The following is a 14,165-nucleotide window of genomic DNA, read 5'->3' on the forward strand; positions in this document are numbered from 1 at the left end:
ATAGGTTTATTTTTTGCTGCCGGAAAGAATGAATTTATAAACAAAATCCAGACCTAACGAATGAAATTCACAAATTATTCCCAAAAACGTTTAAGAGATTCATGCCCAAAGTAATGATTGTTAAATGACGTTTTTTAAAGAACCTATTAAGCAACTATTCCTTTTAAAAGAGAATACAGGCAATCTAAAAAAAAGCCTTATCTTTACTCTCCGATTTTTAATAAATGGAAAAACAATTTAAAATTAATTTCGAAGCCATCGAAAGTTACGACCACCTCGATGCGATTGAGAAAACGCTTTTCGATAAAGCAATGCAAATCCGCGATTTAGCGTATGCACCCTATTCTGATTTCACCGTTGGTTGTGCCATTTTGCTGGAGAACGGCGAAATTATAACAGGAAGCAATCAGGAAAATGCGGCTTATCCTTCGGGACTGTGCGCAGAAAGAACGACAATTTTTTATACCGGAGCTAATTTTCCGGAAGTGAAAATTAAAAAACTCTTTGTAATCGGTGCGCCGAGAAAAGCTACTTCTTCTATTCCAATTCCGCCGTGTGGCGCCTGCAGGCAATCGATTCTGGAATATGAAGCGAAACAGAAGGATGATATAGAAATCTATTTTGCGTCATTGGGCGGCGAAATTTACAAAACCAAATCAATCCGGGAACTGTTACCCTTTTCTTTCGACGCTTCTTACCTTTAAAACTCAAAAACAAAAGTTTCCGATCGCTGAATTTACCTGAATTTTGGCATTATTTTTTGTGGATTTAAAGAGCAATTTTATAAAATTTATTTTTAACGAATGAGAATAGCAGCGATAGATATCGGAAGTAATGCAGCCAGACTGCTGATTAATGAAGTGACGGAACCCAAAAAAGGGAAACCGCAGTTTACCAAGCTGAATCTCCTCAGGATTCCACTGCGTCTGGGAATGGATGTTTTCACCCATGGTGAAATTGGTCCGGAAAGAGAACAGATGGTAATCGATTCCATGACTGTTTTCAGTAATCTGATGAAAATTTATAAAGTCGAACATTTCCGTGCCTGCGCGACCAGTGCGATGCGCGACGCAAAAAACGGAAAAGAAATCATCAGACAGGTTAAAAAATCTTCAGGGATTGATATCGAAATTATTACCGGTGATCAGGAAGCAGCTTTGGTTTTTGAAAATCACGTGGCAGACGCGCTCGATAAAAACAATGCCTATCTCTACATCGATGTTGGCGGTGGTTCTACCGAACTCATGTTTTATGAAAACGGAAAGATGGAATATGAGAAATCCATTAACATCGGTACCATCAGATTGCTGAATGGTTTGGTGAAAGACGATTTGTGGAAGGAATTAAAAGAGGAAATCCGCAAAAATATCAACAGTAAAAAACCAATTGTTGCCATTGGTTCCGGCGGAAACATCAATAAAATTTTCTCGATGAGCAAAACAAAAGACGGGAAACCGATGTCAACTGCTTTTCTGAAAAAATATTACAAAGAAATGAGCGGTCTTTCGGTAACCGAAAGAATGAGCAAATTCAACCTGCGCGAAGACCGGGCCGATGTTTTGGTTCCGGCGCTGCAGATTTTCAATAATGTGATGTCCTGGAGCGATATCGATAAAATATTTGTTCCGAAAATTTCTGTTGCTGATGGTTTGATTCACAGTATTTATGAAGAGTTGCGACAGAAATAGCCTCGTATATTTTAGAATTCCCCGTCATCATCTTCGTCCAAAAAATTGAGTTCGTCATCTCTCTGTTCATAATCCTGCGGAATTCCCGGAGGATTAAAAAGACCCCATTCATCAACAATGAAATGTTTTGGATTAAAGCCGGCTACCCAATCTCTGAACAGCAAACGGAATTCTTCCAGTTGTACCCGCACAATTTGATAATAATCTGCATCGGAAAATCCAAAAGCTTTCAGCGAATGCTGAAGGACCATTAATTCTCTCGCGCACTTTCTGATAAGAGCGGCATTTTCCATTTTCAAATCCCACAATTTTACGGCTTCAGCACCCACCAGTTTTGCCTGTATGGTGTAAATGTTTTCTAAAATGTGCTGTTTGGTAAATTCTAAATGTTCGTTTTCCTCAGGAATTAAGTCGGTGATAATCCGTAAAGTGTCAAAGATTTCCTGCGATTTTTTAAAGATCGGCGTATTGCGGTATTTTTGCATCATTTTACATTTTAATTAAAGTGATAATATTCATCATAATAAGTTAAAAGCCAGTTTGAATTTGTTTAAAAAACCACAACAGTCGCAAAAGCGATACTTTTTAAGTTTTTTCTAAAGATCAAAAAAGGAAAGTGGTCTAAAAAAGTTGCTTTTTTGGCGGTTTCTCTTTTCAAATGTTCTTTTGTGGTTTAATTATTTTTTATCGTTTAGGTATCCGTAAATTTAATTAAAATGAAACTTTTCTACTTTTTCCCCAGTTCAATCACTTCCAGATTTTCGATTTGATCGCCGTTGATTTCAAAACGCATCATCGTGCGCATCTGATGCCAACCGACTTTTCCCATCGCACCGGGATTCAGGTGAAGGAGTTTGTTTTTCTGATCATACATCGCTTTCAGAATATGAGAATGTCCGGAAATAAATAGTTTCGGCGTTTTCTCTTCGATTTCTTTTTTGGCCAAAGGCGTGTATTTCCCGGGATAGCCACCAATGTGAATCATCAGAACTTCTACATCTTCGCATTTAAACCGTAAAACTTCCGGGAATATTTTTCTGATTTCTGTTCCGTCGATATTGCCGTAAACGCCGCGTAAAGGTTTTATTTTTTCCAGTTCCTCAATGACTTCCATGTTTCCGAAATCTCCGCAGTGCCAAATTTCATCTGCGCTTTTGGCATACTCTAAAATTCGGTCATCGATATAAGAATGAGAGTCGGAGAGGAGGAGTATTTTCATGCCGTAAATTTCTTAAATTTTTTTAAAAGGTAATCTATCAATTAGAAATTTTCCTATGCTCAATTGCTCATGCAGATTCTTTAATTTTTGATCGTAAAAAATGTGAAAAACAACCTGCTTTATATTTTAGCCCCGATAGAAGCGGCATCCTCTGGCTTTTTTGAAAAAAAAGGCAGAGATATAGCGGATAGCGGGACTGCTTTCCCAACATATTTCCCATTTTGTGGCTCCTGAAAATTCAGTAAATTTGCAGGCGATGAGGTATTTTATAGAGTTTTCGTATTCGGGTAAAAATTATTTTGGCTATCAGATTCAGCCGGACCAAATTTCTGTTCAGGAAGTTTTGGAAAAAGCCCTATCTACCATTCTTCGTGAGCAGATAAAAACGACCGGAGCGGGAAGAACAGACACTGGCGTGCATGCGAAGAAAATATTTGCGCATTTCGATACTGAAAAAAATATCGGGGATAATCTGGCTTATCAGCTGAACAGTTTTTTGCCGCAGGATATCGCGGTGAAAAGAATATTTGCGGTGAAAAATGATTCCCACGCCCGTTTCGATGCGACTTTTCGAACGTATGAATATTATATTTCTCTGGATAAAAATCCTTTTACGCAGGATTCTTCGTGGCAAATCTGGAAACGGGATTTGGACATCGAGCGGATGAATGAGGCCTGCAAAATTCTGTTTGAATACGAAGATTTCACGAGTTTTTCTAAATTACACACCGATAATAAAACCAATAACTGCAAAATCTATAAAGCGTTTTGGGAGCAGGAGGGTTCTGAACTGAAATTTACCGTTTCTGCGGACCGCTTTTTACGGAATATGGTTCGGGCAATTGTAGGCACCATGGTGGAAATCGGAAACCGAAAATTGGAACCGCAGGATCTGCACCGGATTATCAAAGATAAAAACCGAAATTCTGCCGGAACATCAGCGCCGGCGCAAGGTTTGTTTTTGGTGGATGTGTGTTATGATTTTTAATTTTCGATTGCGGTAATTTCAAAACTCAATCTTTAAGCATCTTTCATCCCTGCAAAATTCTGTATTTTTGCAAAGAATTTTTAAATAAAATATGAAGAAGCAATCGACCTGGGATATTATTAAACGACTATTTGTAATCGGAATGAAATTTCGTTCCTGGTTCATTTTGACGCTGATTATTTCCATCGTTCTGTCGGTTATTTCTACCTACCGGCCGTATTTGACGATGCAGATTGTAGATACAGACATTATTCAGCTTCGCGATAAGGGGTTGATGATGAAGCATATTTATATTTTGGTGGCGCTGGTTTTCGGTGAAACGGTTTTGAATTTCTTTCTGGTTTATTTCTCCAACTTTATTTCGCAAAACGTCATTCGGGATATCCGCGAAAGACTGTATCATAAACTTATTTACTTCCGCACTTCTTTCTTTGATAAAACCGCAATCGGACAACTGGTAACAAGAGCAGTTGGCGATGTAGAAACGATTGCCACGGTTTATACCGATGGGTTTCTGATGGTTTTCGGTGATATTCTGCGCATCGTTTTCGTATTGATTATGATGTTTCAGGTGGATGTTCATTTAAGTTATATTTCTTTGGCGATTCTTCCGCTGATGGTTTTGATTACGAGGTTTTTTCAGAAAAGATTAAAGAAAGCTTTTGGCGATGAAAGAACCTGGACGTCTAACCAGAATTCATTTGTACAGGAAAGACTTTCGGGAATGTCGATTGTGCAGGTTTTTAACAGACAGCAGGCGGAATTCAAAAAGTTCGATGATATTAATATTATTTTGAAATCGGCTTTGCTGAAAACGGTTTTTATTTTTTCGCTGTTTTTTCCCGTTGTCGAATTAATCTCTTCCTTATTTATAGGATTCATCCTTTTCTACGGCGGATTTATTACCATTAAAGCAGGAGCGGTAATCGCTTTTATTCAATATATTTCGATGTTGATCCGTCCGCTTCGGCAAATTGCGGATCGTTTTAATAATATACAAAGAGGAATTGTTGGTGCAGAAAGAGTTCTTGGCGTGATGGACGAAGATTTTGCGATGCCGAATCACGGTACAATTGCTAAATCTCATTTTGAGGGAAAAATAGAATTTAAGAATGTTCATTTTTCTTATGACGAAAAACAGGAGGTTTTAAAGGGAATCAGTTTTAAAGTAAATCCAGGTGAAACCGTTGCGATTGTTGGCGCGACCGGTGCCGGAAAGTCTACGATTATCAGTTTGATTACAAGATTATACGATATTAATTCCGGTAAAATTTTATTGGATGATGTTGAGCTAAAAGAATATGAACTTTATAATCTGAGAAGTCATATTGGCGTTGTTTTGCAGGATGTCTTTTTATTCCACGGAAGTATTTTTGAGAATCTTGCTTTCGGTGATGAGACCGTTACTTTAGAAAAGATAAAAAGTATTGCGAAAGATATTGAAGTTGATGATTTTATTGAAAGTCTTCCCGGCGGTTACAATTATGTTGTCCGCGAAAGAGGTTCTTCAATTTCTTTGGGGCAAAGGCAGTTGTTGTCATTTTTAAGAGCTTATCTTTCAGATCCGAAGATTTTAATTCTCGATGAAGCAACATCTTCCATCGATCACGAAAGTGAAAAATTAATCCAGCGTGCTACTGAAAAAATAACCAAAAACCGAACCTCAATTATTATTGCACACCGGCTTTCTACGATTGAAAATGCAGATAAAATAATTGTGATGGAACACGGGAAAATTGTCGAGGAAGGTAAGCATGCCGAACTTTTGGAAAGAAACGGTTATTACGCGACTTTATACAGATCACAATTAAAAGTTGAAGCGAAAACGCTGTAAAAAAACCTTCAGGATGTGAATAATCCTGAAGGTTCTGGTTTCTGATGATTAAAGTTGCCTTTTAATTGGCAACTACAGTTTTTACATTTACAAATTCCTTCAGCGCAACCAATGAAAGTTCTGTTCCATAACCGGAAGATTTCGTGCCGCCAAAAGGCAGTCTCGGATCTGAACTGGTTCCTTTATTAATGCTTACCGTTCCGGATTCCAAATTATCGATATAGAAATGCTGCCTTTTTTTATCTTTGGTCCAAACCGAATCAGACAGTCCAAACGGAATTTCATTTGCCAGTTGAAGAGCGTGTTTATCATCTTTTGCAGTCATCACCATTCCGAGTGGTCCGAAAAGTTCTTCCTGAAGAATAGGATTTCCGGATTTTACTTTAATTAATCCGGGAACAAATTCATTTGCTGAAAGTCTTACGAGCGGCAAAATAATTTCGGCACCGTTTGCAAGCGCTTTATTATATTGCTGTTCCAACTCATCAGCCAGGTCCGGACGGGCCATTCCCGCCATATTGGTTTTCTTTTTTAAAGGATTGCCTGGTACAAATTTTTGATATTCTTTAACAAAAATAGGAAGGAATTCTTTTTCTATATTTTTCTGAATGATGAATCTTTTCGCTGCGTTACAAGCTTGTCCGCAATTCATTAAGCGCGATTTTGCGCCGGATTCTGCCGCTGCTGCGAAATCTGCATCATCCAAAATGATGAATGCATCACTTCCACCTAATTCCAGCAAGGATTTTTTAATGTTTTTTCCGGCGATTGAAGCGACTTCTGCACCGGCTTTCTCGCTGCCCGTTAAACTTACACCTCTCACAACAGGATTTTCCAACACGGTTTTCACTTCAGCGTGACCGATTTCTAAATTTTGGAAAACTCCTTTCGGGAAGCCGGCCTCCAAGAAAATCTTTTCAATTTCATTTCCACTTCCGAAGCAAATGGAAGCATGTTTTAATACCACTGTATTTCCTGCCAAAATCGCAGGAACTGCGAAACGGATAACCTGCCAAAAGGGAAAGTTCCACGGCATTACCCCCAAAATAACACCTTTAGGAATATAATGAATTTTAGAAATTCGGAATTCTGTTTTGATCTTTTCAGGTTTAAGGATATTTTCCGCAGCGGCATAATAGCTGACCATCGTCGCGCACTTCTTAACTTCCGCTATGGACTGCGTGATCGGCTTGTTCATTTCCTTAGTGATGATTTTCCCGAATTTTTCAGCATTATCGTCAAGAAGTTTCGCTAAAGTTTTGAGCAGTTGCTGCTTATCTTTAAATGGAACAGTTCTCCAAGTGTTAAAAGCTTTTTGGGAGATTTTTAATTTATTTTCAATGTTCATTTTTTTAAAATTTTTTGGAATTGCAAAGTGCTCTTTATATAAAAGTAAAAGACAGCAAAAGACAATATATTAATTTAGAATCAGCAAATTTAAGAAAACAAGATAAATTAAAGGATTGATGCAGGCAATAATCGTCATTTCAAATGATAAGATGGATCAATCGGAACAATTCCCGCAGTAAATTCTGGAAATGTGTTTACTAAAAACGGGAGAAACTTTTGAATATCACATAATTTTAATTATTTTTGAAGAATAAAATAAAAAAAATGAATTTACCAGTTGAATTAAAGTACACCAAAGATCACGAATGGGTGAAGATTGAAGGAAACACCGCAACCATAGGAATTACAGATTTTGCACAAGGCGAACTGGGTGATATCGTTTTTGTAGATGTTGATTCTGTAGACGATGAACTTTCTTCAGGAGATGTTTTCGGAAGTGTAGAAGCCGTGAAAACAGTTTCAGATTTATTCTTACCGTTGAAAGGGACTGTGTCAGCATTCAATACAGACCTGGAAGATCAGCCAGAACTTCTAAATACCGATCCTTACGGGAAAGGATGGATTATTAAATTAGAAATAGCAGAGGATGCTGATCAGTCAGAACTCCTTTCTGCAGAAGAATACCAAGCATCACTTGGATAAAATATTAAAAATATTTCGTAAGATATTGCCCATTTACTGGGCATTTCTTACTTATATGCTTCTAAAACCCGGCGTAGAAAATTTCGAATATCCTTTTATGTTCGAGGGTATAGACAAGGTTTTGCATTTAAGTATTTTCGCGTTTCTGGGGTTCTCTTTCGTTGCGGCATTCCCGAAAATCAAGTTTGGTTATTTTATTCAGATTATGATTAGCTATGCTTTGCTCACTGAGATTCTTCAGGACGAAATGGGTTTAGGCCGCTCCTTGGAAGGTCTGGATTTAGTAGCAGACATTATTGGAGTCCTTATTGGATACTTTATCTTTAAAAAATTACAGCGTACTATTATATAGTACGTTTTTTTAATTAGGGCGGTCCCCTCTGCGGGTTTAGCCAAGCACCGTATCGTTTTCCCACTTTCGGGTCGGGCTATCCGTTTCAATTCCTCACGCCTTGGCTAAAGCCTGCGCTTGCTGCGGGATTTCCACTTCTATCCCTACCGCAAAAGGGATGCTCTAGATAAAGTGGATAACTTTATGAAGCTGTAGCATTCTGTCAATCATAGTATTATAAAAATATTTTCTTCAATGTTACTAAAAGTTCACAAAAGAGTTGCGAGATCTTTTAAGTGTGTTTACATTTGCACCACTCTAAAAAACAGAGTAGCGAAGTAGACAGAGCAGGTAATGTAGAAAGGGTAGGAGGATTAGATTTCTTTTATTTAATTTTAAAAAAGCTTGTGGATTAACAAAAACTTCTTATCTTTGCAATCCCAAATCGAAAGAGTAGGGAGCGAAGGAGAAGCGGATTGGATGGGTATGAGGAGAGATTATTGGTTACTTAAAAAACTTTTAAATTTCTTTGAAAAACATTTGGTCATTAATAAAAAACGTTATACTTTTGCACTCGCAATTCGGAACCAACGACAGAAAGAGTTTTCGGATATAAGCGAGAAGAATAAAAGATCATTGACATACAAATAACAACCAAAAAAGTAAGGAAAAACTAAAGCGGTAATAACTTTGAGTGAGTCAGACAAACATACAATGGAGAGTTTGATCCTGGCTCAGGATGAACGCTAGCGGGAGGCCTAACACATGCAAGCCGAGCGGTATTTATTCTTCGGAATAGAGAGAGCGGCGTACGGGTGCGTAACACGTGTGCAACCTACCTTTATCAGGGGAATAGCCTTTCGAAAGGAAGATTAATACTCCATAATATATTAGATGGCATCATTTAATATTGAAAACTCCGGTGGATAGAGATGGGCACGCGCAAGATTAGATAGTTGGTGAGGTAACGGCTCACCAAGTCAATGATCTTTAGGGGTCCTGAGAGGGAGATCCCCCACACTGGTACTGAGACACGGACCAGACTCCTACGGGAGGCAGCAGTGAGGAATATTGGACAATGGGTGAGAGCCTGATCCAGCCATCCCGCGTGAAGGATGACGGTCCTACGGATTGTAAACTTCTTTTGTACAGGGATAAACCTATCTACGTGTAGATAGCTGAAGGTACTGTACGAATAAGCACCGGCTAACTCCGTGCCAGCAGCCGCGGTAATACGGAGGGTGCAAGCGTTATCCGGATTTATTGGGTTTAAAGGGTCCGCAGGCGGGCCGATAAGTCAGTGGTGAAATCTCATAGCTTAACTATGAAACTGCCGTTGATACTGTCGGTCTTGAGTAAATTAGAGGTAGCTGGAATAAGTAGTGTAGCGGTGAAATGCATAGATATTACTTAGAACACCAATTGCGAAGGCAGGTTACCATAATTTAACTGACGCTGAGGGACGAAAGCGTGGGGAGCGAACAGGATTAGATACCCTGGTAGTCCACGCCGTAAACGATGCTAACTCGTTTTTGGGGCGCAAGTCTCAGAGACCAAGCGAAAGTGATAAGTTAGCCACCTGGGGAGTACGTTCGCAAGAATGAAACTCAAAGGAATTGACGGGGGCCCGCACAAGCGGTGGATTATGTGGTTTAATTCGATGATACGCGAGGAACCTTACCAAGACTTAAATGGGAAATGACCGGTTTAGAAATAGACCTTTCGCAAGACATTTTTCAAGGTGCTGCATGGTTGTCGTCAGCTCGTGCCGTGAGGTGTTAGGTTAAGTCCTGCAACGAGCGCAACCCCTGTCACTAGTTGCTAACATTTAGTTGAGGACTCTAGTGAGACTGCCTACGCAAGTAGAGAGGAAGGTGGGGATGACGTCAAATCATCACGGCCCTTACGTCTTGGGCCACACACGTAATACAATGGCCGGTACAGAGGGCAGCTACACAGCGATGTGATGCAAATCTCGAAAGCCGGTCTCAGTTCGGATTGGAGTCTGCAACTCGACTCTATGAAGCTGGAATCGCTAGTAATCGCGCATCAGCCATGGCGCGGTGAATACGTTCCCGGGCCTTGTACACACCGCCCGTCAAGCCATGGAAGTCTGGGGTACCTGAAGTCGGTGACCGTAAAAGGAGCTGCCTAGGGTAAAACAGGTAACTAGGGCTAAGTCGTAACAAGGTAGCCGTACCGGAAGGTGCGGCTGGAACATCTCATTTTTGAGACTCTCCGTTAGGAGAGTATAAACAAACAACACGATACGCAAGTATCAGAGCACTTGCTCAAAGTTAGCTTCAGTTTTTTCTTATTTGGACGGTTGATTATTTAAAAAATATACCCACTAGGATTAGTAATCAGGGAAGGAGATAGAGTATGAGGGAGGAATTAAGTAAAAACATTACTAATTACCCATCACCCATTACTCATTGAGAGTCTCGTAGCTCAGCTGGTTAGAGCGCTACACTGATAATGTAGAGGTCGGCAGTTCGAGCCTGCCCGAGACTACTAATTGCGAGTACAGGAGTTGTAAAATAGATGAGTTGTAGAGTAGCAGTACTCAAAGACTCAATTACTGATCACTCACCTACTCAGACTAGCGGGGAATTAGCTCAGTTGGCTAGAGCGCCTGCCTTGCACGCAGGAGGTCAAGGGTTCGACTCCCTTATTCTCCACGATACTATAGCAATATAGTGAGAATAGTTACAGAGATGTAACGAAACGCTTCAAAAAGAAGCAAGCACAGAAGATATTTACAATATAGAATTAAGAATGATGCCAGAGGAGGCAGAATAGACATAATAGAATGTTTATTATAAGGAGCGATACCTTAATTATTCACGTATTAAGCGTTTAGTTTAAAAGTTACGGAAAGAGCCAAAAACAATTTCTGTTCATTAGACGATTAATAAGATACAAGATCATTGACATTAACGATAAGAACATCACAAAGAGAAAACCGAGCACTTTCGAGTGCCGAGTTTAAATAAAACTAGTCTCGTCACTAAGGTGACGAGACAACAAAACTGAACTAATATATTATTAGGAAAGAAATCGTTAAGGGCGTATGGCGGATGCCTAGGCTTTCAGAGGCGACGAAGGACGTGGTAAGCTGCGAAAAGCTGCGGGGATCGGCACACACGAATTGATCCGCAGATGTCCGAATGGGGCAACCCGGCTGGTTGAAGACCAGTCACTCTAATTTATTAGAGAGCAAACCCGGAGAACTGAAACATCTAAGTACCCGGAGGAAAAGAAATCGAAGAGATTCCGTAAGTAGTGGCGAGCGAACGCGGATTAGCCCAAAAGTCTTTATATGTTTAGAAGAATGTTCTGGAAAGAACAGCCATAGACGGTGATAGCCCGGTATTTAAAAGGCATACATAGATGATAAATGAGTAGGGCGGGACACGTGAAATCCTGTCTGAATATGGGGGGACCATCCTCCAAGGCTAAATACTCCTGAAAGACCGATAGTGAACAAGTACTGTGAAGGAAAGGTGAAAAGCACTTCGAATAGAAGGGTGAAAGAGAACCTGAAACCGTACGCCTACAAGCGGTCGGAGCCCACAAGTTGGGTGACGGCGTGCCTTTTGCATAATGAGCCTACGAGTTAATTTTACTAGCGAGCTTAAGTACTTCAGGTACGGAGGCGGAGCGAAAGCGAGTCTGAATAGGGCGCTTAGTTAGTAGTATTAGACGCGAAACCTTGTGATCTACCCATGGGCAGGTTGAAGCTTTGGTAACACAAAGTGGAGGACCGAACCGGTTGACGTTGAAAAGTCTTCGGATGACTTGTGGGTAGGGGTGAAAGGCCAATCAAACTGGGAGATAGCTCGTACTCCCCGAAATGCATTTAGGTGCAGCGTTGCGACAAGTTTATTAGAGGTAGAGCTACTGATTGGATGCGGGGGAGTCAAATCCTACCAATTCCTGACAAACTCCGAATGCTAATAAATGTTTCGCAGCAGTGAGGGCATGGGTGCTAAGGTCCATGTCCGAGAGGGAAAGAACCCGGACCAACAGCTAAGGTCCCCAAATCTATACTAAGTTGAAATAACGCGGTTGAACTGCATTGACAGCTAGGATGTTGGCTTGGAAGCAGCCATTCATTTAAAGAGTGCGTAACAGCTCACTAGTCGAGCGGTTCGGCATGGATAATAATCGGGCATAAGTATAGTACCGAAGCTATGGATTTATAATTTTTGAATTATATCTGGTAGGGGAGCATTCTGTTTGCGCCGAAGCAGTGTCGTGAGATGTTGTGGAGCGGACAGAAAAGAAAATGTAGGCATAAGTAACGATAAAGGGGGCGAGAAACCCCCTCACCGAAAGACTAAGGTTTCCTCAGCCATGCTAATCAGCTGAGGGTTAGTCGGGACCTAACGCGAACCCGAAAGGGGAAGTGGATGGATAATGGGTTAATATTCCCATACTTGCTCACACTAAAAAGGGGACGGAGTGCCGTACTTACTGGAGACTGACGGAATAGTCAAGACCTAGCCTTCGGGCGAAGTTGTTGTAGGGAAAGTGCTTCCAAGAAAAGCCGAAGTGAAGCAACTCGTACCAAAACCGACACAGGTAGTCGAGGAGAGAATCCTAAGGTGCTAGAGTGAATCATGGTTAAGGAACTAGGCAAAATAGTCTCGTAACTTCGGAAGAAGGGACGCCAGCAGCAATGCTGGCCTCAGTAAAGAGGCCCAGGCGACTGTTTATCAAAAACACAGGACTCTGCTAAATCGAAAGATGCTGTATAGGGTCTGACACCTGCCCGGTGCTGGAAGGTTAAGGAAGGTTGTTAGGGTAACCGAAGCAATTAACTGAAGCCCCAGTAAACGGCGGCCGTAACTATAACGGTCCTAAGGTAGCGAAATTCCTTGTCGGGTAAGTTCCGACCTGCACGAATGGTGTAACGATCTGGGCACTGTCTCAACCATGAGCTCTGTGAAATTGTAGTCTCGGTGAAGATGCCGAGTACCCGCAATGGGACGAAAAGACCCTGTGAACCTTTACTATAACTTCGTATTGACTTTGAATAAACAATGTGTAGGATAGGTGGGAGACTTTGAAGCTGGCACGCTAGTGTCGGTGGAGTCAACGTTGAAATACCACCCTTTGTTTATTTGGAGCCTAACTTCTTAACGGAAGGACATTGCGTGGTGGGTAGTTTGACTGGGGTGGTCGCCTCCAAAAGAGTAACGGAGGCTTTCAAAGGTACCCTCAGCACGCTTGGTAACCGTGCGTAGAGTGTAATGGCATAAGGGTGCTTGACTGTGAGACCTACAAGTCGATCAGGTGCGAAAGCAGGACATAGTGATCCGGTGGTTCCGTATGGAAGGGCCATCGCTCATAGGATAAAAGGTACTCCGGGGATAACAGGCTAGTCTCCCCCAAGAGCTCATATCGACGGGGAGGTTCGGCACCTCGATGTCGGCTCGTCACATCCTGGGGCTGGAGAAGGTCCCAAGGGTTGGGCTGTTCGCCCATTAAAGTGGCACGCGAGCTGGGTTCAGAACGTCGTGAGACAGTTCGGTCTCTATCTATTGCGGGCGTTAGATGTTTGAGAGGGCTTGAATCTAGTACGAGAGGACCGATTTGAACAAACCTCTGGTGTATCAGTTGTTCCGCCAGGAGCACCGCTGAGTAGCTACGTTTGGAAAGGATAAGCACTGAAAGCATATAAGTGCGAAACCTGCCTCAAGATGAGACATCTTTTAAGGGTCGTTGGAGATGACAACGTTGATAGGCTATAGGTGTAAAGGCAGTAATGTCATAGCCGAGTAGTACTAATTACCCGTAGATTTATTGCCTAATTAAGGTACTTGGAAGTGCAACAAGGTTTGCTCTTTGTGAACGTTTTTATCGATTTTTTAGTTAGACTAAAAGATGATAGACGGATAGATGATAGACCACGGTCTACCACCTAGCATCTATAACCTACTAATATACATATACTGTACAACCTTTTGTACAAAACAACCTTTAGGGTGGTTTTAGCAGAGGGGCTCACCTGTTCCCATTCCGAACACAGAAGTTAAGCCCTCTAGCGCCGATGGTACTGCTAACGCGGGAGAGTAGGTCGCCGCCAGTTTTTTTAAAGCTCATCA

9 protein-coding genes, 2 tRNA genes and 3 rRNA genes are annotated in these 14,165 nt (G+C 41.2%); 11 read left to right on the plus strand and 3 right to left on the minus strand.

Going from position 1 to position 14,165, the window contains the following annotated elements; all coding sequences use genetic code 11:
- The first annotated feature begins 224 nt into the window (after nucleotides 1-224).
- Both cdd and NBC122_RS07030 read left to right on the plus strand, forming a co-directional pair.
- Nucleotides 225-704: a cytidine deaminase gene (gene cdd, locus NBC122_RS07025; RefSeq protein WP_133439705.1), complete on the plus strand. Its 480-nt coding sequence runs from the start codon at nucleotides 225-227 to the stop codon at nucleotides 702-704.
- Nucleotides 705-803: 99 nt separating this feature from the next.
- Complete coding sequence (locus tag NBC122_RS07030) at nucleotides 804-1,688, plus strand: Ppx/GppA phosphatase family protein (protein ID WP_133439706.1); 885 nt, start codon at nucleotides 804-806, stop codon at nucleotides 1,686-1,688.
- A gap of 11 nt (nucleotides 1,689-1,699) precedes the next feature.
- Here the strand turns inward: NBC122_RS07030 and NBC122_RS07035 are convergent, their stop codons facing one another.
- Both NBC122_RS07035 and NBC122_RS07040 read right to left on the minus strand, forming a co-directional pair.
- Nucleotides 1,700-2,176, minus strand: coding sequence for a hypothetical protein (locus NBC122_RS07035; protein WP_133439707.1), 477 nt, complete (start codon nucleotides 2,174-2,176; stop codon nucleotides 1,700-1,702).
- A 239-nt stretch (nucleotides 2,177-2,415) separates the two neighbouring features.
- The gene (locus NBC122_RS07040) at nucleotides 2,416-2,907 is read right to left on the minus strand and encodes a metallophosphoesterase family protein (protein WP_133439708.1); all 492 of its coding nucleotides are present in this window, start codon (nucleotides 2,905-2,907) and stop codon (nucleotides 2,416-2,418) included.
- A 256-nt stretch (nucleotides 2,908-3,163) separates the two neighbouring features.
- Here NBC122_RS07040 and truA point away from each other — a divergent pair, with 256 nt between their 5' ends.
- Nucleotides 3,164-3,895: a tRNA pseudouridine(38-40) synthase TruA gene (gene truA / locus NBC122_RS07045; protein WP_133439709.1), complete on the plus strand. Its 732-nt coding sequence runs from the start codon at nucleotides 3,164-3,166 to the stop codon at nucleotides 3,893-3,895.
- Between the two features lie 91 nt (nucleotides 3,896-3,986).
- Nucleotides 3,987-5,729 carry an ABC transporter ATP-binding protein gene (locus tag NBC122_RS07050; RefSeq protein WP_133439710.1) on the plus strand — a complete coding sequence of 581 codons (1,743 nt, stop codon included), beginning with the start codon at nucleotides 3,987-3,989 and terminating at the stop codon, nucleotides 5,727-5,729.
- A 61-nt stretch (nucleotides 5,730-5,790) separates the two neighbouring features.
- Here NBC122_RS07050 and NBC122_RS07055 read toward each other — a convergent pair whose 3' ends face one another.
- A complete protein-coding gene (locus NBC122_RS07055) occupies nucleotides 5,791-7,077 on the minus strand; it encodes an aldehyde dehydrogenase family protein (RefSeq protein ID WP_133439711.1) in 1,287 nt (428 codons plus the stop codon).
- Nucleotides 7,078-7,343: 266 nt separating this feature from the next.
- Between NBC122_RS07055 and gcvH the strand changes: the two genes are divergently transcribed.
- The 7 genes from gcvH to rrf all read left to right on the plus strand — a co-directional run bounded on the left by gcvH (nucleotide 7,344) and on the right by rrf (nucleotide 14,149).
- Nucleotides 7,344-7,721, plus strand: coding sequence for a glycine cleavage system protein GcvH (gcvH, locus tag NBC122_RS07060; RefSeq protein ID WP_133439712.1), 378 nt, complete (start codon nucleotides 7,344-7,346; stop codon nucleotides 7,719-7,721).
- Nucleotides 7,666-8,073, plus strand: coding sequence for a VanZ family protein (locus NBC122_RS07065; RefSeq protein WP_165983203.1), 408 nt, complete (start codon nucleotides 7,666-7,668; stop codon nucleotides 8,071-8,073). The genes gcvH and NBC122_RS07065 overlap by 56 nt, the downstream gene beginning before the upstream one ends.
- 690 nt (nucleotides 8,074-8,763) lie before the next feature.
- Nucleotides 8,764-10,280 (plus strand): 16S ribosomal RNA (locus NBC122_RS07070).
- Nucleotides 10,281-10,492: 212 nt separating this feature from the next.
- Nucleotides 10,493-10,566 (plus strand) — tRNA-Ile (locus tag NBC122_RS07075).
- A gap of 93 nt (nucleotides 10,567-10,659) precedes the next feature.
- Nucleotides 10,660-10,733 (plus strand) — tRNA-Ala (locus NBC122_RS07080).
- A gap of 372 nt (nucleotides 10,734-11,105) precedes the next feature.
- Nucleotides 11,106-13,868: ribosomal RNA gene (locus NBC122_RS07085) — 23S ribosomal RNA — on the plus strand.
- Nucleotides 13,869-14,041: 173 nt separating this feature from the next.
- Nucleotides 14,042-14,149, plus strand: a 5S ribosomal RNA gene (rrf, locus tag NBC122_RS07090).
- Together the 16S, 23S and 5S rRNA genes with 2 tRNA genes alongside form the textbook arrangement of a ribosomal RNA operon.
- Nucleotides 14,150-14,165: the final 16 nt, after the last annotated feature.

It is taken from the genome of Chryseobacterium salivictor, from assembly GCF_004359195.1.
Taxonomy (GTDB): Bacteria; Bacteroidota; Bacteroidia; order Flavobacteriales; family Weeksellaceae; genus Kaistella; species Kaistella salivictor.

Bases quoted from the DNA above. Each gene is read 5' to 3' on its own strand.
- cdd (WP_133439705.1), top strand. From the start codon at position 225: ATGGAAAAACAATTTAAAATTAATTTCGAAGCCATCGAAAGTTACGAC.
- NBC122_RS07030 (WP_133439706.1), top strand. From the start codon at position 804: ATGAGAATAGCAGCGATAGATATCGGAAGTAATGCAGCCAGACTGCTG.
- NBC122_RS07035 (WP_133439707.1), bottom strand. From the start codon at position 2,176: ATGATGCAAAAATACCGCAATACGCCGATCTTTAAAAAATCGCAGGAA.
- NBC122_RS07040 (WP_133439708.1), bottom strand. From the start codon at position 2,907: ATGAAAATACTCCTCCTCTCCGACTCTCATTCTTATATCGATGACCGA.
- truA (WP_133439709.1), top strand. From the start codon at position 3,164: ATGAGGTATTTTATAGAGTTTTCGTATTCGGGTAAAAATTATTTTGGC.
- NBC122_RS07050 (WP_133439710.1), top strand. From the start codon at position 3,987: ATGAAGAAGCAATCGACCTGGGATATTATTAAACGACTATTTGTAATC.
- NBC122_RS07055 (WP_133439711.1), bottom strand. From the start codon at position 7,077: ATGAACATTGAAAATAAATTAAAAATCTCCCAAAAAGCTTTTAACACT.
- gcvH (WP_133439712.1), top strand. From the start codon at position 7,344: ATGAATTTACCAGTTGAATTAAAGTACACCAAAGATCACGAATGGGTG.
- NBC122_RS07065 (WP_165983203.1), top strand. From the start codon at position 7,666: ATGCTGATCAGTCAGAACTCCTTTCTGCAGAAGAATACCAAGCATCAC.